Source organism: Propionimicrobium lymphophilum DSM 4903 (assembly GCF_000423485.1).
In the GTDB taxonomy this organism is placed as follows: domain Bacteria; phylum Actinomycetota; class Actinomycetes; order Propionibacteriales; family Propionibacteriaceae; genus Propionimicrobium; species Propionimicrobium lymphophilum.
On the sequence record NZ_KE384026.1, the window covers coordinates 108,227 to 132,861 of the forward strand.

General features: G+C 54.6%; 20 protein-coding genes. 8 read left to right on the top strand and 12 right to left on the bottom strand.

The genetic code is table 11. From position 1 onward, the window contains the following. The first annotated feature begins 10 nt into the window (after window positions 1-10). Window positions 11-892 (top strand): acyl-CoA thioesterase, encoded by an 882-nt coding sequence (locus G556_RS0108010; RefSeq protein WP_028822399.1) that lies wholly within the window; start codon window positions 11-13, stop codon window positions 890-892. Between the two features lie 70 nt (window positions 893-962). On the opposite strand, the gene G556_RS0108015 is transcribed toward G556_RS0108010, so the two are convergent. Further along, window positions 963-1,385, bottom strand: a complete 423-nt coding sequence (locus G556_RS0108015) for an LPXTG cell wall anchor domain-containing protein (protein ID WP_028822400.1) — start codon at window positions 1,383-1,385, stop codon at window positions 963-965. A gap of 793 nt (window positions 1,386-2,178) precedes the next feature. After that, complete coding sequence (gndA, locus tag G556_RS0108030; protein WP_028822402.1) at window positions 2,179-3,642, bottom strand: NADP-dependent phosphogluconate dehydrogenase; 1,464 nt, start codon at window positions 3,640-3,642, stop codon at window positions 2,179-2,181. A gap of 193 nt (window positions 3,643-3,835) precedes the next feature. Between gndA and G556_RS10695 the strand changes: the two genes are divergently transcribed. From G556_RS10695 to G556_RS0108045, 3 genes are read left to right on the top strand one after another with little or no spacing between them, the layout of a single operon-like run. After that, window positions 3,836-4,888 (top strand): LacI family DNA-binding transcriptional regulator, encoded by a 1,053-nt coding sequence (locus G556_RS10695; protein ID WP_036916240.1) that lies wholly within the window; start codon window positions 3,836-3,838, stop codon window positions 4,886-4,888. 59 nt (window positions 4,889-4,947) lie between these two features. After that, window positions 4,948-6,363, top strand: a complete 1,416-nt coding sequence (gene uxaC, locus G556_RS0108040; RefSeq protein ID WP_028822403.1) for a glucuronate isomerase — start codon at window positions 4,948-4,950, stop codon at window positions 6,361-6,363. Next, complete coding sequence (locus G556_RS0108045) at window positions 6,360-7,748, top strand: mannitol dehydrogenase family protein (RefSeq protein ID WP_028822404.1); 1,389 nt, start codon at window positions 6,360-6,362, stop codon at window positions 7,746-7,748. Before uxaC ends, G556_RS0108045 begins: the two co-directional genes overlap by 4 nt. Before the next feature lie 54 nt (window positions 7,749-7,802). Here G556_RS0108045 and G556_RS0108050 read toward each other — a convergent pair whose 3' ends face one another. Beyond that, window positions 7,803-8,738 (bottom strand): sigma-70 family RNA polymerase sigma factor, encoded by a 936-nt coding sequence (locus G556_RS0108050; RefSeq protein ID WP_016455826.1) that lies wholly within the window; start codon window positions 8,736-8,738, stop codon window positions 7,803-7,805. A gap of 320 nt (window positions 8,739-9,058) precedes the next feature. Between G556_RS0108050 and G556_RS0108055 the strand changes: the two genes are divergently transcribed. Next, window positions 9,059-10,621 (top strand): RNA polymerase sigma factor, encoded by a 1,563-nt coding sequence (locus G556_RS0108055; RefSeq protein ID WP_028822405.1) that lies wholly within the window; start codon window positions 9,059-9,061, stop codon window positions 10,619-10,621. 175 nt (window positions 10,622-10,796) lie between these two features. On the opposite strand, the gene G556_RS0108060 is transcribed toward G556_RS0108055, so the two are convergent. The 4 genes from G556_RS0108060 to G556_RS0108075 form a co-directional block, all read right to left on the bottom strand. Beyond that, complete coding sequence (locus tag G556_RS0108060) at window positions 10,797-12,755, bottom strand: hypothetical protein (RefSeq protein WP_155941788.1); 1,959 nt, start codon at window positions 12,753-12,755, stop codon at window positions 10,797-10,799. Between the two features lie 197 nt (window positions 12,756-12,952). Continuing rightward, on the bottom strand, window positions 12,953-13,144 hold the full coding sequence (locus G556_RS10700; protein WP_211219453.1) for a hypothetical protein: 192 nt from the start codon (window positions 13,142-13,144) through the stop codon (window positions 12,953-12,955). Between the two features lie 129 nt (window positions 13,145-13,273). Continuing rightward, window positions 13,274-13,471 carry a DUF7455 domain-containing protein gene (locus G556_RS0108070; protein ID WP_016455830.1) on the bottom strand — a complete coding sequence of 66 codons (198 nt, stop codon included), beginning with the start codon at window positions 13,469-13,471 and terminating at the stop codon, window positions 13,274-13,276. A 122-nt stretch (window positions 13,472-13,593) separates the two neighbouring features. Then, the gene (locus G556_RS0108075; protein ID WP_028822407.1) at window positions 13,594-14,562 is read right to left on the bottom strand and encodes a 2-hydroxyacid dehydrogenase; all 969 of its coding nucleotides are present in this window, start codon (window positions 14,560-14,562) and stop codon (window positions 13,594-13,596) included. Window positions 14,563-14,641: 79 nt separating this feature from the next. Here G556_RS0108075 and G556_RS0108080 point away from each other — a divergent pair, with 79 nt between their 5' ends. Continuing rightward, window positions 14,642-16,705, top strand: a complete 2,064-nt coding sequence (locus tag G556_RS0108080) for a DNA gyrase/topoisomerase IV subunit B (RefSeq protein WP_028822408.1) — start codon at window positions 14,642-14,644, stop codon at window positions 16,703-16,705. Here G556_RS0108080 and G556_RS0108085 read toward each other — a convergent pair. The 4 genes from G556_RS0108085 to G556_RS0108100 form a co-directional block, all read right to left on the bottom strand. After that, a complete protein-coding gene (locus G556_RS0108085) occupies window positions 16,702-18,096 on the bottom strand; it encodes an MFS transporter (RefSeq protein ID WP_028822409.1) in 1,395 nt (464 codons plus the stop codon). The genes G556_RS0108080 and G556_RS0108085 overlap by 4 nt on opposite strands. 61 nt (window positions 18,097-18,157) lie before the next feature. After that, window positions 18,158-19,078 (bottom strand): DUF368 domain-containing protein, encoded by a 921-nt coding sequence (locus tag G556_RS0108090; RefSeq protein WP_016455835.1) that lies wholly within the window; start codon window positions 19,076-19,078, stop codon window positions 18,158-18,160. 27 nt (window positions 19,079-19,105) lie between these two features. Next, window positions 19,106-21,508, bottom strand: coding sequence for a DNA gyrase/topoisomerase IV subunit A (locus G556_RS10705; RefSeq protein ID WP_233418215.1), 2,403 nt, complete (start codon window positions 21,506-21,508; stop codon window positions 19,106-19,108). 45 nt (window positions 21,509-21,553) lie between these two features. Then, window positions 21,554-22,603, bottom strand: coding sequence for an App1 family protein phosphatidate phosphatase (locus G556_RS0108100; RefSeq protein WP_016455837.1), 1,050 nt, complete (start codon window positions 22,601-22,603; stop codon window positions 21,554-21,556). A 68-nt stretch (window positions 22,604-22,671) separates the two neighbouring features. Here G556_RS0108100 and G556_RS0108105 point away from each other — a divergent pair, with 68 nt between their 5' ends. Together G556_RS0108105 and G556_RS0108110 are read left to right on the top strand one after the other, a co-directional pair. Continuing rightward, a complete protein-coding gene (locus G556_RS0108105) occupies window positions 22,672-23,247 on the top strand; it encodes a DUF5998 family protein (RefSeq protein ID WP_016455838.1) in 576 nt (191 codons plus the stop codon). Next, complete coding sequence (locus G556_RS0108110; RefSeq protein WP_028822410.1) at window positions 23,244-24,368, top strand: alkaline phosphatase family protein; 1,125 nt, start codon at window positions 23,244-23,246, stop codon at window positions 24,366-24,368. Before G556_RS0108105 ends, G556_RS0108110 begins: the two co-directional genes overlap by 4 nt. Here G556_RS0108110 and G556_RS0108115 read toward each other — a convergent pair. Next, a complete protein-coding gene (locus tag G556_RS0108115; RefSeq protein WP_036916242.1) occupies window positions 24,365-24,583 on the bottom strand; it encodes a DUF6767 domain-containing protein in 219 nt (72 codons plus the stop codon). The two genes, G556_RS0108110 and G556_RS0108115, sit on opposite strands and share 4 nt — an antisense overlap. Window positions 24,584-24,635: the final 52 nt, after the last annotated feature.

Consider the following 24,635-nt stretch of genomic DNA (forward strand, 5'->3'; position numbering starts at 1 on the left):
GGCGCATTCTATGGGAAAGGACAATTGGTTTACCGCGAAAATCCAGCTTCGCTACACCGATATTGACGCGCAAGGGCACGTGAATAACGTCTCTGTCGTCGAGCTCATGCAGCAAGCGAGGACTCAGATTTTGGAATCAGGGTCTGATCAGCAGAGCCTCTTGGGATCCGGTGTTGTGGTCACTTCGCATGAGATCACCTACCATGCGCCAATTTTCTATTCGCCAAATTATTTAGACGTCGAGGTTGGTGTTTCAAAGGTCGGTGGAGCTAAGTTCGAGATGGCGTATCGGATAACCCAAAACGGGCGACTGTGCGTCAGTGCGACAACTTCGCTTTGCCCCTTCGACTTCGACGCGCAGTATCCGCGCAGGCTCAATGATTCCGAAAGAGCTTTCTTCAACCAATGGCGGGTTGAGCGCGAGCCAGCTGAAGCTCTCCCGATCCCCAACCTTAATGGGGGAGGGCACAAGACAGCTGCGCAACCGCGTTGGTCCGATATTGACGGTTACGGCCACGTGAACAACGTGGTGCAACTGAACTATCTGATGCTCGGAAGAATCGACACCACAGTAAGCGCTGATCCCTCGACCGCTCGGGCAGGAATCAACGTCGAGGGCCAAGAAGGAGGCCTGAGCTGGGTGATTGTTCGCCAGGATGTCCAATACATCCATCAGGTTGCTTATAGACCTGAGCCTTACGAGGTACGCACCGCCGTGACGAAAGTGGGAAACAAGTCCCTGACCTTGGCGGCAGAGCTTTGCAGCCCAGAGGATGTAAACCCATTGACCAGGGGACAAGTGGTTCTGGTGTCGGTGGACCCTTCGACCGGCCGGTCCATCAGTCTTCCCGAAAGCACTAGAGAAGCCATGAGCGACTTGTTAATAAAATAAAAAATACTGGTAAAAATGTTGGGCCGCATCTTGAAGATGCGGCCCAACAAATTATTTAGCTAGTTAGCTACTACTTGCGCTTGCGGTAAGCAGTAACCATGGCTGCGCCGCTAGCGGCGACGAGGCCGAGGGTTGCCAGGCCGATGCCAGCCGCACCGGTGGTCGGCAGGCCCTTCTTGTTGGTCTTCTTAGCGTCAGTTTTCTTGTCTGCTGCCTTCTGGTCTGCCTTCTTAGCTTCAGCCTTCTGCTCAGCAGCGTTCGCGGTGCTAGCGTTCTGCTGATCAGTCTTCGGAGCAGCGGCAACGCACTCCTGAGCCTTCTGCAGCTGGTCCTTGCGGGCGCTAAGCTCAACCTGCAGCTCAGTTAGAGTTGCTTTGGCATTAGAAACGCGAAGTTCGGGATCTCTAGTATTAAGAACTGAAAGATTTTTCTCAGCAGCTTCCAAATTCTCTTTAGCTTTGGCTACATTTGCCTCGGCAGCAGCCTTAGCCATCTTTGCTTCTGCACGCTTTTCATCCTTTGCGTCACGGTTCTGTTTGGCAAGAGTTACTGCAGAAGCGTAAACTACCTCATTAGGATTCTTAGGATTTTCTTGTTTTACGGACTCGTACTTATCAATTTTCTTAGACAGTTCTTCAACTGCTTTGTTGTAAGCTTTTTCTGCCTGTTCTACAGCTTCGGCTTTTTCAGGGATAACCTTTTCTGCGTTATCCAGTGCAGTTTTGGCCTCCTGTACGGCTTGCTCTGCAGACGCAATCTTGCCAGCAATATCACCAGCAGCGCTGCGAAGAGCATCCTCAGCGTATTTTAGAGTGCCTTCCTGAATTTTTACGTAGCCGGCTTGTTCCTCAACTGCTTGCTGAAGAGCAGCTACATCACCACAGCGGGGGGGGTGGTAGGTGCAGCGTATGCAGCAATACCGGAACCGGTAGCCAGAAGAATGCCGGTTGTGATGCCAGCGGCAAGGCTCTTTGCCTTCATTTCATTTCCTTTCGTTTTGCTATTCAGATAAGTTGCAGGATTTGAATAGCCCCAATCTTGATTTCTAAATTTGAAAACTCTTGTTCAACAAGAAATCCAGCACCTACTGTAACTTATCGTTCTGCACTGCTGTCAAGGGGGGGGGCGAAAACATGAATCCTGGCTTGAGAGTTAGGGTGAGAATGAGTGGAAAGAGTGCTTTCAAAAAATGTAATGATGATTTTTGTAGGCATTTTGGGTTAGGCAAAATATTTTTTTACCTAACCCAAAAGCCGGCTTGAGATTTAATTTCAAGCGTAAATATATTATTCGTCGCTGGTTTTTATTTCGCTGCGGTCTCCGCTCCAGTCCAGGTGGTAGTGGCCCGGGGCGTCCACACGTTCGTAAGTGTGTGAGCCGAAGAAGTCACGCAGGCCCTGAGTTACAGCCGCATTTACCCTGGGCGCGCGTGCCATGTCGTAGTAGGCCAGCGAGCTAGAGAACACGGGTGCTGCGACACCCGAACGGGCAGCGATAGCAACTACCTCACGCCAAGAGTTCTGGTACTCGTCCAGTTTTGGCGCGATTGAGGGAGCGCACATAAGCGAAACAAGATCGGGATCAGCGCTGTATTCCTGCGAGATGTTTTTGAGCAGCTTCGCGCGGATGATGCAGCCGTCGCGCCAGATCTTCGCGCAATCAGCCACAGAGATATTCCAGCCGAATTCGATGCCGCCCGTACGAATCTCGTCGAAACCCTGGGAGTAGGCCACAACCTTCGATGCCCAGAGCGCCTGTCGCACCTGCTCAACGAAAGCATCTACATCTTCGACCTGTACCTTGCGATCAGGGCCCTTCAACGACGCCTGAGCAACCTTGCGGAGATCGTCGTGGCTGCTAGTGGCGCGAGCGAAAACAGACTCTGCAATTCCGTTGACCGGAACGCCTAGTTCGAGAGCGGTGACGACAGTCCAAGTTCCGGTGCCCTTCATGCCAGCCCGGTCCTTGATTACATCAACCAGCGGCTTGCCTGTCTGTGGGTCCTTCTGGTGAAGAACTTCGGCGGTGATCTCCACTAGATAGCTGCTCAGCTCACCTTCGTTCCATTCGGCGAAGATATCAGCGATCTTATCGGTGCTAAGGCCAGCGCCCTTAAGCAGCTCGTATGCCTCACCGATGACCTGCATGTCGGAATATTCGATTCCGTTGTGAATCATCTTGACGAAGTGGCCGGCACCGTTCGGGCCGATCCATGTGCAGCAAGGCTCGTCACCGACGTGTGCGGAAATATCTTCGAGCATCGGGCCCAAGGTCTTGTAGCTTTCGGGTGTGCCGCCAGGCATTATCGACGGACCAGTAAGAGCTCCGTATTCGCCGCCAGAAATGCCGGTGCCGACGAAGTGGAAGCCCTTTTCAGAAACTTCCTTCTCCCGACGAATGGTGTCACGGAAGTGGGAGTTTCCACCGTCCATGATGATGTCGCCCTCATCAAGGTATTGCATCAGTTGTTCGATGGTGGCGTCTGTAGCCTTGCCAGCTTTGACCATAAGAATGATTGAACGCGGACGCTCGATTGAGTTAACAAACTCTTGGACAGTTTCTGCTGGAATGAAATTGCCCTCGTGACCGTGCTCGGCGAAGACCTTTCGCGTCTTTTCGGGGGACCGGTTAAACAGCGCCACCGTGTAGCCCTTGTGTGCAAGGTTACGAGCCAGGTTGGAACCCATGACGGCCATTCCGACGACGCCGATATTGGCCTTTCCCCGCCCCTGTGCTGCTTGCATCGACATGTTTCTCCTTAAAAACTTCTGGCGCGGTCTGCTTCCGCTGCTTTGGCTCAACGCTATATCCAGAAATGTTTAGCCTGCGGATATTTGTCGTTTGTTTCCTAACTAAAGTAAATAAAAGGTTGCCATAGTGGCAACAAGACTTGATAATCATGAGATGCTCGAACTGTTCATTATCTAGGGGTATGATGAGAAAATGACGCAACGAAGGTCAGAGGATGACAAGCCGGCAACGATATACGACGTTGCTGAAGCTGCGGGTGTGAGCCCTTCCACGGTGTCACGAGCCTTTTCTCGCCCCGGGCGTGTGAGCAGTAAGACGGCCGCAAAGATTCACCAGGTAGCTGCAGAAATCGGTTATCGGACCGAGCAGGTTACCCGCACAGTTCCTAGTTCCAAAACCAAGCTTATCGGTGTTGCAGTGACAGACGTTACGAACCCGTTTTTCTTCAGCATCATTCGTGGAGCCGAGCATGTAGCTAACAAACGCGGATACTCGATCCTTTTGGTGGACACGGAAGAGTCCTCAGACCTGGAACGTCAACTTCACGAGCGCACTTCTCCTGTCCTTGACGGTCTGATCATCGCTACCTCGAGGGTTTCCGACACTGCGCTTCGCAGCGTCGCAAAAGAAGTGCAGACTGTCGTTTTGAACCGAATGGTGGCTGGCCTACCGTGTGTCACCACGGATAATGCGCGGGGAATGCGCAGGGCTCTTGAGCACCTGGCAGAAATGGGCCACCGCAGGGTTTGCTACGTGGCAGGGCCCTCCGCTTCCTGGGCCGACGGAGCGCGCTGGCGGGCGTTCCGCGAGGGTTGTTTTGAGCTGGAACTGATTGATCACAAGATCGGTCCCGTAGCGCCTACAGTAAGGGGCGGCTACAGCGTCTTCAAGCGGGTCATGGAACAGCGCGTTAGCGCGGCTATCTGCTACAACGACATGATCGGGATCGGCCTGAGCCGTGCCGCAAAGGATGCTGGGTTCGTTGTTCCTGGTGATCTGTCTGTCATTGGTTTCGATAATACTTTCGCCTCCGATCTTGTCACCCCTGGCCTGACCACGGTCGCGGCTCCGCTAGCGCAGCTAGGCGAGGGCGCAACCAAGATCGCTTTGGCTTTGATCAACAAGGAACCCGCCAGGCTGCCACCGAGCAACTCGGTCGTGCTCCCAATGAAGCTGATTGTTCGCGAGTCGACTGGCCCGATTCGGCGCACTCGAATCGATACCCGTAACGCAAGGCTCAGGTAGGCCCAGCAATAACTGGCAACATGGCCCAGCTGAACTAAAAACCAATCAGAATTGGGTACATGCCAAAACTGACACTGAATGAAGATCGCCTATTTCCGGCAGAGTCAACTCAACGAGAGATAGCCCGCCGGATCTATTCGACAACAAAAGACCTGCCCATCATTTCTCCACACGGGCATGTGCCGCCGAGTTGGTTCAGCGAGAATACTTCATTCGGAAATCCTGCCCAGCTTTTGCTGACCCCAGACCACTACATCAATCGAATCATGCACGCTAACGGCGTCGAATTGTCGCAGCTGGGTGTCGGCCGCGATGAGATGTCTGAGGAAGATAATCGCAACGCCTGGCGGACATTCTGCGCACATTGGAGCGATTACAACGGCACAGCGATGCGTTACTGGATGGCGGACCAGTTGGTAGGCATTTTTGGTGTTACCGAGCGTCCTAGCCCCGAAACGGCGGACGTAATATACGACCAAATCCAGGGCTGGATAGACGACGAAGCGCATCGCCCACGCGAGCTGATGGACAAATTCAACATCGAATTCATTGCAACAACCGATGACCCTTGTGACGACCTGGCCGATCACCAGGCGATCCACGCTAACCAGGAGTTCAGCTCCAAACATCGTGTCGTTCCAACCTTCCGTCCCGATAAATATCTTGAGCCTGGGCGAGCAGATTGGAATGAGCTGGTAAACAGTCTCGGAGAAGTTTCTGAGGTTAGCGTCGATACTCTTTCGGGATTCACTGAAGCGATGGAGAACCGCCGGGCGTATTTCAAAGAAAACGGCGCGATCAGCACGGATCACTCACACGCCGACCTGCAAACCAACGTCGTAGATAGGGCGACGGCGGAAAATCTGTATCAGTTGGCCCGAACCTCGTTAATTAGTCCTGCCCAGGCGACGGAACTAAGGCGTTTTCTGCTGGTAGACCAGATCCGGATGGCCAGTGAAGACGGCCTAACGATGACATTGCATCCGGCGGTGGTCAGGAACCACGACCCACAAGCATTCGATGAATACGGGGCTGACGTTGGCGGCGATATCCCTTACGCTCTCGAGGTGACTCGCTCTATGCAGCCAGCCCTCGCCAAGTTCGGTAACCACCCGAATCTAAAGTTGGTGCTGTTCACGCTGGATGAGGACGTGTTTAGCCGCGAAATTGCGCCTCTTGCTGGCTACTACAGGTCGCTCTACATAGGCGTTCCCTGGTGGTTCATCGACGCTCCGGAGTCCATTCTCAGATACAAGCAGTCCGTTACGGAAATGGCCGGTTTCAGCCGCACGTCCGGCATGATCGACGACACCAGAGCATTCTGTTCCATTCCCGCTAGACACGACATGTCTCGTCGCCTTGATGCGGTTCACCTGGCGTCGCTTGTGGCTACTCATCGCCTCGATGAAGACGAAGCAATCGAGCAGGCAAGGCGCCTGGTCGTAGATCAACCAAAGAAGGTGTTCAATCTGTGAGCAAGTTAAACCGTAAAGACCACGGCCGCCCGGCGGCCCCGACCCGAATCATTCACCTAGGAATCGGTAACTTCACTCGCGCTCATCAGGCCTGGTATACCGAACACGCTGAGGACGCCGACGAGTGGGGCATAGCCGGGTTCGCTGGACGGACGACGCTTGAGCCGCGCGAATCTCCCAGAGACGACGCACTGGATGCTCAAGAAGGTCTTTACCAGTTGTGCATCCAGAACCCTGATGGGGACAAGGTTGAGGTGATGAGTTCGGTATCTCACACCTATCGTTCGCACGAGCACGAGGCGTGGACCAAGCTATTCGCTGATCCCAAGGTGGCGATCGTGACATCGACTATCACCGAAGCCGGTTACTGCCGTGACAACGAAGGTAACCTCGACCTCAACGACGAATTGGTAAAGAAGGACATCGAGCTATTGAAGAGTGGGGATCTGGAATCTCCGGTCTTCACCGGGCCAGGAAAGTTCATTCGAGGGCTGCTGGCTCGCCGCAACGCAGATGCTGGTCCTATCACTTTCGTTCCTTGCGACAACATTCCTGAAAACGGCGAAATGGCCGAGCGCATCATTCGTCAGGCTGCCGAGCAGGTAGACCAATCGTTGCTCGAGTGGATCGATCAGAACGTGGGATTCGTCACCACCATGGTTGATAGGATCACGCCCCGAGCAACTGATGAAGATCGCGACCGTGTAGCCGAAGAAACTGGTATCCGAGACGAAGGCCTTGTGGTCACTGAACCGTTCGCAGAGTGGGTGCTGGCCGGAGAGTTTAAGGCAGGTCGTCCCAAGTGGGAAACGATGGGCGCTAAGTTCGTCGATGACGTTGTTCCTCACGAAATGCGCAAGTTGTTCCTGCTAAACGGTTCGCACTCGCTAATGGCGTATGCGGCTTCTATTCTTGGCCACGAAACCGTTTACGACGCCATCTGCGACGAGCGTGTTCGAGGCTGGGTAGAGGAGTGGTGGGATAACGCCGCAACGCAGCTACCGCTTCCGCAGAAAGAGATTCAGGACTACCGCAACGCCCTCATCGAAAGGTACAAGAACCCTCGCATCAAGCATCTGCTAGCCCAGATTGCCAATGACGGCACGCAGAAGTTGCCTATCCGGATCGTCCCGACGATTCAGGGACTCATTAAGGACGGAACCGTGGCCACAGGTGCGACTCGTGCGGTTGCAGCATGGGTGCTGCACCTGCGCGGAATTGGTGCTCCGATCGGAGACGCCGGCGCCGATGAGTTGAAGCCCTTAGTGTCGGGAGAGCTCGATGAGGCGGTCGAGAATGTCTGCAAGTGGCTGAAGATCGACGACGAAAGGATTGTTGACGCAGTTCTCGAGCAGGCCGAAGAACTCGAATCTTTAAAGGCCTAGAAAAGTAAATAATGCGGTGGCTAAAAGCCACCGCATTATTTGTATCTAAGAGAACTATCCGACGGGAACAGCAGTTTTCTCGCGAAGCACATTCAACGCGGCGCGTTCGATCTGGCGTACGCGTTCCGCGGTGATGCCCCAGACCTGACCGATATCGGAGAGTTTGGCCTGGCGGCCATCCAACAGTCCGTAGCGCCTACGAACGACGTCTGCGGAACGCTCATCCAGGTTCTCCAGGAGATGATCAAGGCGATCGCGGTCCTCCTGACTGAGCACAACTTCGTCAGGACCGGGGGAGGTCTCCCTGGCAATCAAGTCGCCCAAAGAGGTGTCGCCCTCTTCCTCGACCGGAGCATCCAGGCTGACGTGCTCGCGGGAGTAACGAATGAGGTCGATAACTCGACCCTCCTCGAGATTCAGTTCCTCTGCGATCTCTGAGATCTCTGGTTCGCGTCCCAACTCGCGCTCCAAGTTGCGACGCACCGCAGCAATCTGGTTAACCTGCTCAGCCACATGAACCGGAAGGCGCACGACACGTCCCTGCTGAGCGATGCCGCGGCTAATTGCCTGCCTGATCCACCAGGTCGCATAAGTGGAGAATTTGAAACCTTTCGCGTAGTCGAACTTCTCGACGGCGCGGATCAAGCCGGTGTTGCCTTCCTGAACTAAGTCTAGGAGCGGCATCTGCGAACGTCCGTAACGGCGAGCAACGGAAACCACGAGCCTAAGGTTTGCTCTGGTGAAGTGCTGCATGGCGGTTTGTCCGTCCTGAGCAACCTCTAACAGCTCTTCCTGTGTGGCTTTGACGCTTGTCTCAGCGGTGCCATCGAGAATTTTGCGGGCGAACAAGCCAGCTTCAATGCGGCGCGCCAGCGAGACCTCTTCCTCGGCTGTAAGGAGAGGAGTCTTGGCGATGGCTTCCAAGTAAAGGCCAACGGAGTCTTTGCCATCGATGCCTTCTGTATTGCGTGCACGGGCTCTGGAACTCATGGACGTGCCTCCTAATATCGAAATGAATATCTATCTAAAGCCAAACTGTTTACAGCTATTAGGTTCAGTAGCTGCAACGCGAAAAGTTCCGGATTTGTTTCTCAATTTGGCAACAATCAGACCTCTGGCGTATCAGTGTGCGTGTTTTATGTCACAGGTATAGTTATAATTTTCTAAAAATCTGCCTCTAGTCGCAGTCTTCGGCTCGTTTGGGGGCTAGAAATTTGGTACCAGGTGCCACAATAGATAGACGTGGTAGGTCTCTAGCCTGCCCGAATGTTTTTCGCCGGATATTGTAACAGATTTGGAAGGTCACGTTAGTGTCGCCAAGCACCACAAAGGCTTCTGCAGCTAAAGCCAGTTCCACTGCAAAGAAAAAGAGCACGGCTTCGGCATCTAAAACGCAGAGCGCGGAAACTCCCAAGAAGAAAACGACTGCTGCTCGTTCGACTTCGAAGACTAAGACTTCCGCACCCAAGAAGACCGCCAGTAAGAGCACAGCGGCCAAGAAGCCTGCCACTAAGAAGACTGCTACAAAGAAGCCGGCAGCCAAGAAGACTGCGGTTTCTAAGGCTAAAGAGGCAGAAGTAAAGCCGGTAGAAACCGAAGAAGTAGACGAAATTGAACTCGACGAAGTCGCTGAGCCCGAGGACGTAAACGAGGATGAGCTCGACGACGAGGTTGATGTTGAAAGCGACCTCGCAGATGATCTAAAGGATGACTTCGAAGAAGAGGACGACGAGCAGGAGGTCGCCAAGAACTTTGGCGGCGGTAAGTCTGTCACCGTCAAGCGGGAAGGTGACGAGTTGGTCGTTACCGTCGGCGGTGAGAAGCGTTCCCTAGACGATGTCGATGATTCCAAGTTCGATTCCGCCGAGGCCGCGAAGGACGAGGCGAAGATCAACGAGGAACAGGGCTTCAGTCTCTCCGATAAGGACGACGCCGATGAGCCCGCGCAGCAGGTAGTCACTGCTGGTGCCACTGCGGACCCGGTTAAGGACTACCTGAAGCAGATTGGCAAGGTTGCCTTGCTTAATGCCGCTGAAGAGGTCGACCTTGCCAAGCGCATCGAGGCTGGGCTATTCGCCGAGGAATCCGTCAGCAACGGCGACGTGAAACCTGAAGATATCGACGATTACATGTGGATCGTCGAAGATGGTCAAGATGCCAAGAACCATCTGCTCGAGGCTAACCTTCGACTGGTTGTTTCCCTTGCTAAGCGTTACACCGGGCGTGGAATGCTCTTCCTTGATCTGATTCAGGAGGGCAACCTGGGCCTTATCCGTGCAGTTGAGAAATTCGACTACGCAAAGGGATATAAGTTCTCCACCTACGCAACTTGGTGGATTAAGCAGGCGATCACTCGTGCGATGGCCGATCAGGCTCGCACAATCCGTATTCCGGTCCACATGGTTGAGGTCATCAACAAGCTGGCTCGAGTCCAGCGCCAGATGCTGCAGGATCTTGGTCGCGAGCCCAATCCTGAAGAGCTGGCTGAAGAACTCGACATGACTCCCGAAAAGGTTGTCGAGGTGCAGAAGTACGGTCGCGAGCCGATCTCACTGCACACCCCGCTGGGCGAGGACGGCGACTCTGAGTTCGGTGATCTGATCGAGGACTCCGAGGCTATCGTTCCGGCAGACGCGGTGAACTTCACCCTGCTGCAGGAGCAGCTGCACGATGTCCTAGACACGCTCTCCGAGCGCGAAGCAGGTGTGGTTTCGATGCGTTTTGGTCTGACCGATGGCCAGCCGAAGACTCTCGACGAGATCGGCAAGGTTTATGGCGTCACGCGTGAGCGTATTCGTCAAATCGAGTCGAAGACGATGAGTAAGCTGCGTCACCCGTCTCGTTCGCAAATTCTGCGCGACTACCTGGAGTGATAAGGCGAGCAGGCAATTAGCAATGGAGGGTAAGGAAATCTTGCCCTCCATTTTTCTTGCAGCAAAAAAGCCTAGGAAAATGCGTAATTAACCGAATGCCTAAAGCCAGGACATGACAAAGGCCCAGGGCAAGAGTAATCAGCCCTGGGCCTTTATCAATTATTTTTTGTAGCTACTAGTTCTTCCTGTTGCGGCGAGTAGCTGCCACGGTAGCTCCAGCAAGCAGTATTGCTCCTGCAACGCCGATGGCACCTAGAGAGCCTGAACCGGTAGTGGGAAGTCCTTTAGACTTTGCCACACGCTTCTTGCCCTTCGTTGCCTTTGCTGGTTCAGCAGGTTTTGCAACGTTCGAATCGGGCTTGGCTTGTGCAGCATTTTGATCTGCGGCCTCGGCCTTTTTGTCAGATTCTTGGTTTGCAGCTCCGCCGGTGGTGTCGGTTGGTTCGGTTTGGGTTCCTTGGTCAGCGGTGTCCGTAGGGTCGGTCTGAGTGCCCTGGTCAACAGTAGAAACGGGCTGAGCTGTTAGAGAGATCGTGTACGGGTGGACGATGTGGAATGAGTCGGTGAACTCGGCAGCGTCTGTGTAGCCTCCATTAAGCGCGAAGGTGTTGTACGACAGCACCGGGTTCAACAGATTCCACTTCTGTGCGACTGGAAGCTTAATGCCCTTGAGAAGGATGGTAACCTTATCGCCGACGTTCATCTTGGACAGCGGAACGACGATCTTGCCGTCCTTTATTGTTCCCGCAACCTCTTTGCCGTCGGCAGTCTTGACCACAACGGACTCAGCAGTGACACCCTGGGGGAGCTCCGCGGAGAATTCACCGTTAGCGGTAGCGGCGTAACCATCGCTGGTTACGACAAGCTCAAAGTCAAACGGCTTGTTGACGATCTGCTTAGCAGGATCGTTAGTCGCAGCAGCGGCCATGGTCAGGTGTGATCCAGTCGTCACGGTAGCGCCAGTAAACCCGGTTAAGGCGACGGCACTCTTATCGGCTAGCCCGGTGTGATCAGCTGTTTCGTCTGCCTGCCTGAAAGTAGTGAAAATTCGAGTAACGCCTTCTGGCACTTTCCAAACAAATCCCTGCGTGCCGACTTCTGGCCGGTTGGTGGAACCCTTGTACAGCATCACGGGACGATCAGTAGACCAGTAGGGGAAGTCGGAGATTTGCTTGCCCGTTGCATCGTAGATGCGCAACTGAAGCTGGTCGGTTCCGTTTGCGTTGCCGTTGGAAACCCAAGAAGGAGTGATCACGATCTCGCTTCCTGGGGTTACGTCGACAGCCTGCTTAACGCCAACGTTGAAATGCGGGGAAACGCTGTACACGAAATCGGTCTGACGGTATGAGCCATCTCCGAACGTGTAGCGGCCCATCATCCTGTAGCGGCCGATTCCTTCGTTGATGTGGCTCGTGAAGTGCGTCTTTGTAGAAGGATCAACACCTTCGGTGTCGCAATTCTCCCATGCCCAGTAGAGCTTGTGGCCGCTCTTGTATTGGCAGAAGTCGCCTTCTTCCACGGAGAATTTCAGTTTGTCCAGAGGTAGACCCCAATTGTGGTAGAAGCGTTTAACGATGGACGCTTCTTTTTCCTGTTTGCTAGCTGGCGTGGCTTCATTCGGTTTGCTTGTCTCGCCTTGCGGTGCATACTGGCCCAACCAGAGGATGTTCTTCTTGCTCTCGGGATTAATTATTCCCGATTCACCTGTTCCGTTGGTGTAGGCCTTGCCTTCCTTCGAAATGCTTACAGCGCCGTTATTCAAATCCCAGCCGAATTCGTCGGCGTTGCCAATCAGCGGGCCATCAGTTCCGGGGAATTTCTTGGTGTCCACAACCGTGTAAGGAGTGGAAGTGTTTGGTAGCTTGACGGCCCCATCAAACGTGTTTACGGATCCTAGACCTTCGCGTTCGCCATCCCAGTTAACGTTGTCTGGCAAAACAGAGAGATCCGGGTTTGTGTAATTTCTAGTCTCTTCCAGGTTTTTAGCTGCAGGATCAGTTCCTGCTGCCACGACGTTTGCTGCCTCTTCTGTGCTGGTTTCTTCAGCGAATGCTGAGCCCATCGGCGAAAAAGCCAGCAGAAAACTTAACCCGCTGGCGACAATTAGACCGTGGCTCTTCTTGCTAAAATTCATGAATTGTCTTCTTCCATCTAGGCGCACAGGGGGCGTCTAGAAATGTTGATTTTTCCTTCCCGTCGAAACTATTTTAACACTCGTAAAGGGAAAATATCCCCCGAGGTTTCATGAGGTCGCAGGATAAGAAAATCTTTTCTGCATGGGGCGAGCAGACATTTTTCAAGAACCAAAAGCGGGGAAAGGCAGCTGACGAATCATTTTTCTTTCGGCAGCCAGAAACTCGTGACGTCTTTCTTTGTTTCTAGCTGGTAATCGATGAAGGCTTTGGCGAGCTCGTAATCGAATGGCTTGGCAAAAGGCTGACGGGCGAACATCTTTCCGTGGTCGGTGCCGCGGTCGTTCATAAGCTGTTCAAAATGGACCATCGTGTGGCGCTCTGGTGTCATAGCCATGTGCTTGGACGCGGCAGAAAAGCCAATGTTTCAATAGCCACGGCTACATCGTAAGCCGGACATTATAAAAATTAGGCGTCACGAGCCTGATGGGCTCATGACGCCTAATTAATGAAGCTTTATTTAGATATTTGCCTTTGCGGTTTCGTCCTGAATCCTGATTGCAACCTGGCGCAGCTTGTCCTCGTGGGCGCGCGCGTGGTGTGCGCAGAACATTAGTTCACCGCCGGATGGAAGCGTCACCCGCACGTATGCCTGGGCGCCGCAACGGTCGCAACGGTCGGCAGCAGTAAGCTTTTCTTCCCTCACATCGGTAAGCATCTATATCAATCCTTCGTTCAGCCCTTACGTAGGTAGAACTACATTTCGGTTCAACTTGTTCCCAACAATACTTGGCCAGGTAAACAAAACAACCAGGCGTTCTCTATTCGGTTGCTATTGCCTCATCGAGTAACCGGAGTTTTGGGCTCCTTGCCTGATAGAACAAGCTCAATGTTTTCAACGGAAAGTGCAGTCATGCTAATCCTGGTCTTGGTCGCCGCGGAGCCAATGTGGGGGAGAAGCACCACGTTTTCCATCCCGTAGAGTTCCTCCTCAATAAGGGGTTCGTTCTCGTAAACGTCCAAGCCGGCACCTGCCACCTTCCCGGACTTGAGCGCCTCAACCAGAGCACGTTCGTCAATGCAAGCGCCTCTCGCCGTGTTGACGATGTAAACGCCGGACTTCATCTTTCCAAAGGCATCTTTATCGAGAATGTGGCGGGTCTCGTCGGTGAGCGGGCAATGCAGTGAAATCACATCCGATCGTGCGATCAATTCCTCGGTGGTGACTCGTTTAGTGGGGGACGTGTTCGGGTTGATTGAATCGATGGCCGTGGTGTCTTTGTCGCTGTGAGCGGTATAGATGATATTAATGCCGAAGGCGGCGCCTCGTCTTGCCATGGCCTCGCCTATCTGACCGAGACCGATGATTCCGAGCGTCGCGCCCTGGATGCACTTTCCAAGCATGAATGTGTGGTCGTAGCGCCACGGCTTTCGGGCGCGAACGTGTCGTTCAGCTTCTCCCATGCGGCGGGTGGCCGAGAGTAACAAGGCAAACGCCAAGTCAGCGGTGGACTCATATAGGACACCAGGCGTGGTGGTAACGACGATTCCAGCTTCCTTGGCAGCGTTCATGTCGATGTTGTTGAAACCGGCAGCGCACTGGCCAATGACCTTTAAGTTTTTCGTCTTAGACAACATCTTTGCATCCAACCGATCCGAAAGCCCAGAAAGCAGAGCATCGGCATCTACGATCTGTTCTGCAAGCTCGTCGGCGCTCATGAACTCTTTGCCGCCGATAACCTCGTGATTTGCGCGCAGATTTTCAAGGCACTCGTCGATTTGTGGATGGGTAACGATGATCTTTGCCATGGAGAAAATCTTAATGTGATTAGACTCGCGGGAAGCCTAAATATTCGAGTCCGCGACACAGAGCGGGTAAAGTCGCGGTGTGCCAAACGCTAAAAACAACTCGTACGGAGCCAAGAACCTAGTTGTTCTGGAAGAGCTGGAGGCCGTCCGTAAACGCCCCGCAATGTATATCGGGTCTACCGATACGCGGGGCCTAATGCACTGCCTCTGGGAGATCATCGACAACGCGGTCGACGAGGCCTTGGCTGGCTTCGGCGAAGAAATCGCAGTGGAGCTACGGGCCGATGGTTCCATCTTTGTCTCGGACAATGGCCGAGGCATTCCAGTCGATGTCGAGCCAAGCACCGGCCTGACTGGTGTCGAAGTCGTTTACACCAAGCTACACGCAGGCGGTAAGTTCGGCACTGGAAACTATGGCGCTGCGGGCGGTCTGCACGGCGTTGGTGCATCAGTGGTAAACGCTCTTAGTTCAAGACTCGACGTTCAGGTGGATCGTGACGGAGCAACCTGGCAGATCAGCTTTCAACGCGGTGTGCCCGGCGAGTTCGACGGCGAAGGCCCCGATGCAAAGTTCAAACCAAGTCATGGGCTGCGCAAGGTCGGCAAGGTTGCCAAGAAAAAGACCGGTACGCGCGTACGCTACTGGCCCGATCGACAGATCTTCTTGAAAGACGCTGAGCTTTCCATCGAGAAACTAGTTAATAGGGCACGTCAGACCAGTTTCTTGGTGCCAGGCCTAGCCCTGAGGGTGACGGATTCGCGTCCAGAAGAGCCAGTCGAAGAATTCTTCCGCCACGAGGGTGGCATCACTGAATTCGTCGATTATCTGAGCGAAAGCGAGCCCGTAACCGACATTCTTCGTCTGCAGGGCAGTGCCCAGTTCGAAGAGACAGTTCCGGTGCTCGACAAGAACGGGTCCATGACGCCACAGGACGTCGTTCGAGACCTGGACATCGACATCGCAGTGCGCTGGAGCAACCAGTACGACACGCTGACTCGTTCTTTCGTGAACATCGTCGCCACTCCGAAGGGCGGAACGCACGTAACCGGTTTCGAGCGTGGCTTGCTGCGGGCCTTCAACAACTCCTTGGAAGGCACCAGGCTGCTCAAATCCAGCGACAACGTCATTAAAGAAGATGTCTTGGAGGGCATGACGGCGGTCGTGACGGTCAAACTCCCTGAGCCGCAGTTCGAGGGCCAGACTAAGGAAGTGTTGGGCACGCCGCCGGTTTCTAGGTTGGTAGCAAGCGTTGTAGAAGCCGAGCTTGGTAAGTTCTTGACCTCTAACAAACCCAGCGAGCGTCCGCAGGCCAGAACGGTCATGGAGAAGGTCGTAAATGCTTCTCGAGCCAGGGTAGCGGCAAGGCATTCGCGCGAGGTGCAGCGCCGTAAGACAGCGCTGGAGAACTCCTCTTTGCCACCCAAGCTTAAGGATTGCCGAAGCAACGACGTCGACCGCTGCGAACTTTTCATCGTGGAGGGCGACTCGGCTCTGGGTACCGCTAACCTCGCCAGGAATTCCGAATTCCAGGCGCTACTACCGATTCGTGGCAAGATCCTAAACGTTCAGAAAGCATCTCTTGCAGACATGCTAAAGAACGCGGAGTGCTCCTCGATCATTCAGGTTGTTGGCGCTGGCTCGGGGAAGAGCTTCGATCTCGACGCCGCACGCTACGGCAAAGTCATTTTTATGGCGGATGCTGACTCCGACGGCGCGCACATTCGCTGCCTTTTGGCGACGTTGTTCTTCAAGTACATGCGCCCGATGATGGCGGCGGGAAAGGTGTATTCAGCTGTTCCGCCGCTGCACCGATTCGAGTTGACCAACCCCAAAAAAGGTATGGACAAATACATCTACACGTATTCGGATCCCGAATATCAGCGCAAGCTCGCAGAGCTAACGAAGAAGGGGCTCAAGTTTAAGGAGCCGCAGCGCTACAAGGGCCTTGGTGAAATGGACGCCGACCAGCTAAAAGACACCACCATGAATCCGCGGCACCGGTTGCTGCGTCGCCTTACCATCGACGACGGAATACAGGCCGCGGAGACTTTTGAAAGGCTCATGGGAAGCGAAGTCGCTCCGCGTAGGGACTTCATCGTGGACGGCGCCTACTCGCTAAGCAACGATCAGATCGACGCCTAAACGCTGTGTTTTTCTGGCTGCTTGACGGCGGCCATAACTGCCATGCCCACAGCTAGCACTACGACGATGCCCAGGATTCCCCAATACTGGGTGTTCCTGCCGCCAGTGATCAGCGCGCCGAGCCCGATGGCCAGCCCGAATAGAGTCGGGGAGAGGAACGATACGACTCGTCCCGTAGTGGCATAGAGACCGAATATCTCGCCGCTCTTTCCCTCAGGGATCAGCCTGGCTAGGAAGCTCCTAGACGCCGATTGCGCAGGTCCGACGAACGCGCACATAACCAGGCCGGCAACCCAGAAGAGATTCTTGCCCGCGTCGTGGAAGAAGAAAATTATCGTTCCACATGCAACCAGGCAGCCCAGAGAAATCATGATCACGGTCTTCGGACCGAGCTTGTCGTCGAGCAAACCAAACCCGATCGTGGCGATGCCAGCGATGATGTTGGCAGCGGCTCCGAAGATGATAACTTCGCCGGGAGACAATCCGAACGTGCCTGCGGCAATTACGGCGCCGAAGGCAAAAACGCCTGCCAAACCATCGCGGAATAGCGCGGAGGCAATCAAAAAGTAGACGGTGTGACGGCTGATCCTCCAGAGCCTGGAAATAGTGCGCACCAACTCGCGGTATGAGGCATACACGGGGGCGAACCAAGCCCAGACGAACGCAGGCTTGCGTCGTTTCAGTTCATCCACACCGGCGATCTTGATCGGAGCTTTGCCCGGATTGTCTTTAAGTGCTAGGAACGTTGGAATCGTGAAAAGTAGAGTCCACAAGCCGCAAACAACCATGGAGACTCGGATATTCATCCCATTTTCGCTAGTGACGCCGAACAGTCCAACTTCGGGGGAGATGAAGCAGAAGTAAAGCAGCAAAAGCACGACGATGCCGCCCAGATAGCCCATTCCCCAGCCGAATCCAGACACGCGCCCAACGTTGCGCTCGCCGGCGACATCATCTAGTAGGGCGTTGTAGCTGACCGATGCGATCTCGCTGATTACAGACCCCAAAGCAAGAAGCCCCAAGCCTAGCCACAGATATGAAGGCTCTGGTCTTACAAAGAACAAGCCAGCAGAAATCGCCGCTAGGGTCCAGGTCAACCACTTCAGAACCGTGACGGTTTTACCGTAACGATCTACCGTTTGGCCCAAAACAGGAGCAGCCAGAGCGATGAAAATGCCGCCTAGGGCGGTGGAAATAGAAAGCGCCTGGCTAGTGGTATTCGGATCTCCGAATGCAGCGCTAGTGATGTAAACGCTGAAAACGAAGGTAGTAATCACCGTGTTGAAGGGCTGAGTTCCCCAGTCCCACATCGCCCAGCTAACTATCCTTCGCTTGGATGCAGGAGTCTTAGTCCCTAGCGCGGTACGTGCTTCGAAGCTTTTAGAGGTCACGAAAGCACCGTACCGGCTTGGAACCAAGTTTGTGTAACCACACGGTCAACCGATCGAAAATTTAGGCGCTTGCGTCGATTGCTTCGCGCTCGTCTGAGACCTTATCTTCGAGCTTGCTGAATGCTAGAGAGGCGACGACACCAGCCGCCAACATGAGCAACGCGAATATCACTGCTACAGGCATCGAAAGGCCCATTTCGGTTAGGCCCGATTCGGTGAAAGCCGGAAATACGACGGTCGGGAAGATAGCTACAGAAGAACCAATAACAGTGCCAAGAATCGCGTGATACATGCCCGCGTAGTAGTTATCGAACGCCCATGCCGCTGCCTTAGCAAGAAGCAGGACGCAGGCGAGAAGGCCGATGAAAAGCGGAATGATCACGCCCATATCGAAGCCCTTGATGCCCTCAGCCATCTTGTCGTACAGGCCGAAGTAAATCAGGAAGTTTGAGGGGCTCATGCCCGGAACGATTACGCCCAGACCGATCAGGGCGCCCGAACCAAACCAGACCGGGATGTTCGGGGTCACGTTCAAAGCAATGTTTCCTCCCCAAATCATCAGAGCAAAGATAAACAAAGCCGAGATACACATGATCACCCAGTGAAGTGGCTTGCGACCCTGCTTACCGGCGGTTCGGAATAGCGAGGGGAAAGTGCCAATCACGAATCCGATGAACAGGCAGATGAACTGAGGCGCGAACCTGCCAAACGCCGCAGCAACCACGATCGAAAACAGCAGAATTCCGATGCATGCGCCGATTCCGATTGGCAAGAAGTAGCGAACCTGGCGTCCGAATCGGTGGAAAGGCTTAGCGAGGAAACGGATCATTGGGTCATAGACCTTGAAAATGACCGCAAGAACGCCGCCCGAAAGTCCCGGGAGGATGAAACCGATTCCCACGAGGATGCCCTTTAACAGGCGAACCAACCAGTTTTTTACGCTCTCGGGCTGATCCAGGTAGGCGTATTTATCTTCACTCATTTTTGCTCTTTCGTCTTTAGTCGCGGGCTAGGCGAAATCTAGTTTCTTGCTAGCGATAGCTGCGATCGGCTGGGGATTCGGAGTTCCAGAGCCGTCGCGCTTTCCTGTGGCAGGAGGCAGGTCGATCGGGGAGCCCGAACTTGCTGATGCTACGACAGGTTTGCTTCCAGCCCAAGCTAGGAGCAAAACATTTTCACCCTTGAGGAATCGGTGACAGCGGACCCCACCCGTTGCACGACCCTTTGTCGGGAACTCGTCGAACTCGCTGACCTTAATGCTGCCCGATTCCGTTCCCGGAAGAGAATCGGAAGATCCGGACACGGTGACGACAACCGAGTCGTCGGCAGGAACAGCACCAAACCAGATCGCCTTCGCCTTGGCGGCAAGTTTGATGCCTGCCACACCTTTACCTGCTCGACCTTGGGGACGAACCTTTGCCGCCTCGAATCGGAGAAGCTGAGCGTCAGAGGTGATGAACACCAAATCTTGTTTCTCGTCGCTAAGTTCGAGAGCTCCGACCAAGCTATCGCCATCTTCTAGCGTGATGATCGGCCAGTCATCCTTGGTGAGGACGCTCGGCGTTACCCGTTTGACGACGCCGTTGGCCGTGCCAACCGCTAGACCTAGGCCTTCTTCGGTGATGCGGCAAAGGCCGATTACCTCTTCGTTCGATTCGAGCGGGTATAGTTCTTGCACCCTGGAACCACCCTGCAAGTTTGGTGCCTGAGCGGTGACAGGAACAGTTGGCAACTCGATAGCCTGGGCGCGCAACAGGCGTCCGGTATTCGTTAGCAGACCAAACTCACCTCTTGCGGTTGTTCTCACACAAGAAATAATCGCATCGTGTCTTGCCCTTTGTCCCTCAAGCGACGGCAGCTTGTCTTCTTCGTATTCCATTCTGGCAAGAAGCCCAGTCGAGCCGAGCATCACCAAGCAGGGGTCATCGGGGACTTCCAGCGGGGTAGCGGCGCTAACCTGAGAGCCGGAATCCTCCAGCAGAACCGTGCGGCGAGGCGTGCCGTATTTCTTGGCTACTTCGCTCAGATCGTCGCTAACCTTTTCGGCTAGCTTGCCCTCGTCGTTTATCAGCTCGTTCAACTCGGCAATTCGCTTTAGCAGCTCGTCTTGCTCTGCTTCGAGCTCCAGCTTCGACAGTTTGGTGAGACGGCGCAACTGTAGATCCAAAATGTAGTTGGCCTGGGCCTCGCTCAACTCGAAAGCCTCAATTAGCCTTGTGCGGGCCTCGGCGACATCTTCCGAAGAACGGATGATGTCGATGACATCGTCAATGTCCACGATCGCCAACAACATGCCCTCTACCAGGTGCAGCCGCTCGGTAGCCTTATTCAACTGGAACTTCGCTCGGCGCAACGTGACGTCCAAGCGATGATCGAGATAAACCTGGAGCATTTGCTTAAGGTTCAGCGTGCGCGGCTGGCCCTCTACCAGTGCCACATTGTTGATGGCGAAATTATCTTCGAGCTTCGTCATCTTGAACAACTGCTCTAGAAGAGCATCGGGATTGATGCCGTTCTTTACGGTGATCTCTAGGCGGGTGCCGTGTTCAAGGTCAGTCAGATCCTTCACATCAGAGATGCCCTTGATGCGCTTCTTCTGAACCAACTGCTTGATCTGCTCGATGATCTTCTCGGGGCCGACCATATAAGGCAGCTCAGTGACGATGATGCCTTTACGACGAGCCGTCACTTGCTCGATTCGGGTCGTGGCGCGCTGCTTCAGAGAACCGCGCCCCGTCTCGTAAGCATCGCGGACCCCCTTGAGGCCGACGATTTTTCCTCCGGAGGGGAAGTCGGGGCCAGGGATGAACCGCATTAACTCGTCGAGTTCAGCGTCTGGATTCTTCAGCAGGTATCTAAGGCCGCCGACCACCTCGATGAGGTTGTGCGGAGCCATGTTAGTGGCCATGCCAACGGCGATGCCCGTGGCTCCGTTGACCAACAGGTTAGGGATCGCGGCGGGAAGAACAGCCGGTTCTGTTTCCTTACCGTCGTAGTTCGGTCGGAAATCGACCGCGTCTTCTTCCAGGCCTTCGGTCATGGCAAGCGCCGGCTGAGCGAGACGGCACTCGGTGTACCTGTAAGCCGCAGGGCCAGCATCTAGCGAGCCAAAGTTGCCGTGGCCATCTATGAATGGAAGGCGCATAGCCCAGTTCTGGCCCAAACGAACTAGCGCGTCGTAGATGGCGGTATCGCCGTGCGGGTGTAACAGACCCATGACCTGGCCAACCACGCGAGCACATTTGATGTGCGGTTTATCTGGGCGCAAACCCATCTCGCGCATGATGTACAGAATTCGTCGCTGCACCGGCTTTAGGCCGTCGCGGGCGTCGGGCAGGGCCCTGGAGTAGATGACTGAGTAGGCGTATTCAAGGAAGCTCGTCTCCATCTCGTTGGAGACGTTTACATCCATGATCCGTTCGTCTTCGTCCTGAACAGGCGTGGAATTCTTTGCCACCTAGTTTTTCTCCTTGTCCTTCTGCTCTTGCAACTGCAACAGCAGTTCGTCGCCGTCTTCTCCGCTCAGCTCCGGAACCATGGTTGGCTTCCAAAGCGCGTCCTTGTTGTCGGCAAGCATCGTGGTGGAACCGTGCGCAAGAATCTGCTCCGTTTGCGATAGCTCTCGGATGGCGATGGTTCTGACGCGGTCTGGCATCAGCTCCGAGAATTGTCGGTAGAGCATCGGGTCGTGTTGACCATCGTCGCCTACGCACAGCCACGAGATGTTCGGGAAATCCCGTGCCAACTCGAACAAAGAGTAGCGTTTATGGTCGCGTCCGTTGCGGAACCATGCCGTCTGACTAGGCCCAAAATTAGTAAGAAGCATCGGCCCCTTGGGGAATCCATGACGCTTCATGAACCTATTCAAGAAAGGCAGCGTATCCCAAGATCCAGTCGAGACGTAGACGAGCGGCGCGCCCGGATGATCGTCTAGCAGCTTCTGATACATTCTGGCCATTCCTGCCACCGCCTGACGGTTCCCCTCAGTCATCACGAAGGAGTTCCAGGCAGCTAAGAAAAGACGGGGTAGCCATGTAGAGATAATCGTGTCATCGATATCGCTGATGATCCCGAATGTTTCGTCGGCCGACACTACCTGCACCGGCGCCATCATCGTCTTGCATTCTGCACTTTCGAGCGCGATATTGTGCCAGCCTGGCTCTAACCCAGGACGCTTGACATGAAGATCTATGTATCCCGCGTGGTCGGTTCGCGCGTGAATGGTGTGCTCTCCGGCCTCGATGGTGACGGGAAAGCCCGGCACGGGAATCCTGAAAAAGTTTCGCCAACCGCGCTGGTTGAGAAACTGCTCCGCATACATCCCCAAGTGAGACTTGGGTTTCGAGGGCCTTAAAACTACGCGCGCAAGTACGCGAACATGGTCGGCCGTGCCGTATCCGGTGAACGGAACGATCTGGGGTTTCCAATCGTGTTTGCGTAAGTGGCGATTCATGAACTTTGTGAATGCGTCCTGAACGCGAAGCTGCAGACTTCGACGATGTTTCATGATTCCTCACACTACCCGCTCAGCATGGCAAGATAGGCATTGTGGAACCGTTCAGCAGCGATAATTCTGTGCATAAAAGCGATTTGCGAGAGGCAATCGTTGGCCGTGGCTTCTTCCCCTCGCTGATCCTGGAATCGGTCTATTCATCGCTGGGTGACGAGGCGATAGCCGAGTTCTTGGTTCATTACGAGCCGACTTTTGCCCACGATTCCCTGGGGCGGCACATGACTGTTCTGGTGTTAACGCCTTCGCGTCTGCTCTGCTGCCACACGGATGAGGTAGCCGACGAAGCGCGGGGGATCAGCGCCACGAGCTCCGTAGATTCGGTTCCGCTGCGAGATTTAGGGGCGGTAACTCTAACGCGGGTTGTTAATCAGCGGATGCGTCCGGATGCTAGCCAGCATCCTGAGATGTTCGCTCCGCATTTGGTCGAGACCTGGTTGACCCTCGGGTGGCGAACGACTCGTAGAATCGATCTTGAACCGGCGGGCTGTTCGGATCCGGCCTGCGAAGCTGATCATGGCTATACGGGCGTTAGCTCCTCCGAGGACATGGTCATTCGGATGAGCCCGGCAGCTGATGGCCAGGAAGAAGTCGAGCGTCTAGTACACTTCGCTACGCAACTGCAGAGGAGAGTGCGATGAGTTACGCTTTCGTCCGACCAAACTATGGGAGGTCGACTTTAGCTGATGTGCTGCCGGCCATAGCCAGCCACATTGCCCCTGATTGGGCAGATGCGGTGGATGTGCTTGGGCTCCCGCACGTAAAAAGGTACGTCCTCGTGCTTGTCGACGGGCTCGGCTACGAGCTGCTGCATAACAGTAGGGACAGGGTTCCTTACTTGGGTAGCCTGCTGCCTTCGGCTCGAAAGTTAACTTGCGCTTTGCCGAGCACCACTGCCACATCGCTGACTACGCTAGGCACGGGCGTAACCCCGGGCCAACACGGCATTGTGGGTTACACTTTCCGGTTGGCTGGTGAGAACGTCAATCCGCTCATTTGGAATACGGATCTTGAGCCAAAGAAGGTTCAAACACGTAAAACCTGGTTCGAGAAGATGGCCTCATCCGGGGTGGCGGTGAGCAACGTTTCTATCGACCATTTCGTCGACAGTGGCTTGACCGGTTGCGCCCAGCGCGGGGCAAAATTTTGGGGATACATTGACGACGAACCCCGCGACGAACGTATCGAGATGGCTGTTTCTGCGGCTGCGGAGGGTCAGCGAAGCTTCGTTTACTTGTATGAGCGGGAGCTTGACCACACCGGGCACGGCTACGGATGCGTTTCGGTGGAGTGGCGTCAGGTTCTCGACCAGATCGATGAATACCTCGAATCGTTGCGGAACGCCCTTCCGTCAGACGTCTGCCTGATGGTGACTGGCGATCACGGGATGGTCGACGTCCCCGAGCGTCATCAAATAGTCATTGAAGACATACCCGGCCTGACAAGCGAAGTGGATATGGTGGCTGGCGAGGGCAGGATGCGTCAGCTCTACACGGATTATCCATCCGATGTAGCTGCTCGCTGGGCCAAGGCGCTGGGCGATAGGGCAAAGGTTTACACCAAACAGGAAGCCATTGAGGATGGCTGGTTTGGCGAGGTGGCGCCTAACGTTAGCGACCGCATCGGCGATGTTTTGGTGGCCGCTAAATACGATTATTCACTTATGACTCTTGCCCAGCCTAGAGAGTTCAACCTAGTGGGACAGCATGGCTCGCTAACTTCTGCTGAGATGATGGTTCCGCTGCTGATCGACGAGGGCTAGCCTGCCTTATCTTGCTTTCGTACTGCCTTCTCTGCACGCAGCCTGGCCTGCCGCTCGCGGCGTTTTTTAGCGTATATCTCGCGCGCTTCAGGATCGCTCATAACCAGATAGACGAGCCCGCAATCTTGCGGGCCGTTTGCTCCTGGAACGCACAGACTGCAGTAATCGTCCGGGCGCAATGGGCAGCGCGGTTTCGGAGCGAATTTAGCTGGCATGTAGCCAGTATGCTCCCTCAACCTGTGCGGAGCTAACCTGCTGCCCCTTCTG

Coding starts and splice junctions, on each gene's coding strand:
- gndA (WP_028822402.1), bottom strand. CDS start 3,642: ATGTCGATGCAAGCAGCACAGGGGCGGGGAAAGGCCAATATCGGCGTC.
- G556_RS0108060 (WP_155941788.1), bottom strand. CDS start 12,755: ATGAATTTTAGCAAGAAGAGCCACGGTCTAATTGTCGCCAGCGGGTTA.
- G556_RS0108070 (WP_016455830.1), bottom strand. CDS start 13,471: ATGCTTACCGATGTGAGGGAAGAAAAGCTTACTGCTGCCGACCGTTGC.
- G556_RS0108050 (WP_016455826.1), bottom strand. CDS start 8,738: ATGAGTTCCAGAGCCCGTGCACGCAATACAGAAGGCATCGATGGCAAA.
- uxaC (WP_028822403.1), top strand. CDS start 4,948: ATGCCAAAACTGACACTGAATGAAGATCGCCTATTTCCGGCAGAGTCA.
- G556_RS0108075 (WP_028822407.1), bottom strand. CDS start 14,562: ATGGCAAAGATCATCGTTACCCATCCACAAATCGACGAGTGCCTTGAA.
- G556_RS0108110 (WP_028822410.1), top strand. CDS start 23,244: ATGAGTTACGCTTTCGTCCGACCAAACTATGGGAGGTCGACTTTAGCT.
- G556_RS10705 (WP_233418215.1), bottom strand. CDS start 21,508: ATGGATGTAAACGTCTCCAACGAGATGGAGACGAGCTTCCTTGAATAC.
- G556_RS0108100 (WP_016455837.1), bottom strand. CDS start 22,603: ATGAAACATCGTCGAAGTCTGCAGCTTCGCGTTCAGGACGCATTCACA.
- G556_RS10700 (WP_211219453.1), bottom strand. CDS start 13,144: ATGACACCAGAGCGCCACACGATGGTCCATTTTGAACAGCTTATGAAC.
- G556_RS0108090 (WP_016455835.1), bottom strand. CDS start 19,078: ATGAGTGAAGATAAATACGCCTACCTGGATCAGCCCGAGAGCGTAAAA.
- G556_RS0108115 (WP_036916242.1), bottom strand. CDS start 24,583: ATGCCAGCTAAATTCGCTCCGAAACCGCGCTGCCCATTGCGCCCGGAC.
- G556_RS0108015 (WP_028822400.1), bottom strand. CDS start 1,385: ATGGCTAAGGCTGCTGCCGAGGCAAATGTAGCCAAAGCTAAAGAGAAT.
- G556_RS0108010 (WP_028822399.1), top strand. CDS start 11: ATGGGAAAGGACAATTGGTTTACCGCGAAAATCCAGCTTCGCTACACC.
- G556_RS10695 (WP_036916240.1), top strand. CDS start 3,836: ATGACGCAACGAAGGTCAGAGGATGACAAGCCGGCAACGATATACGAC.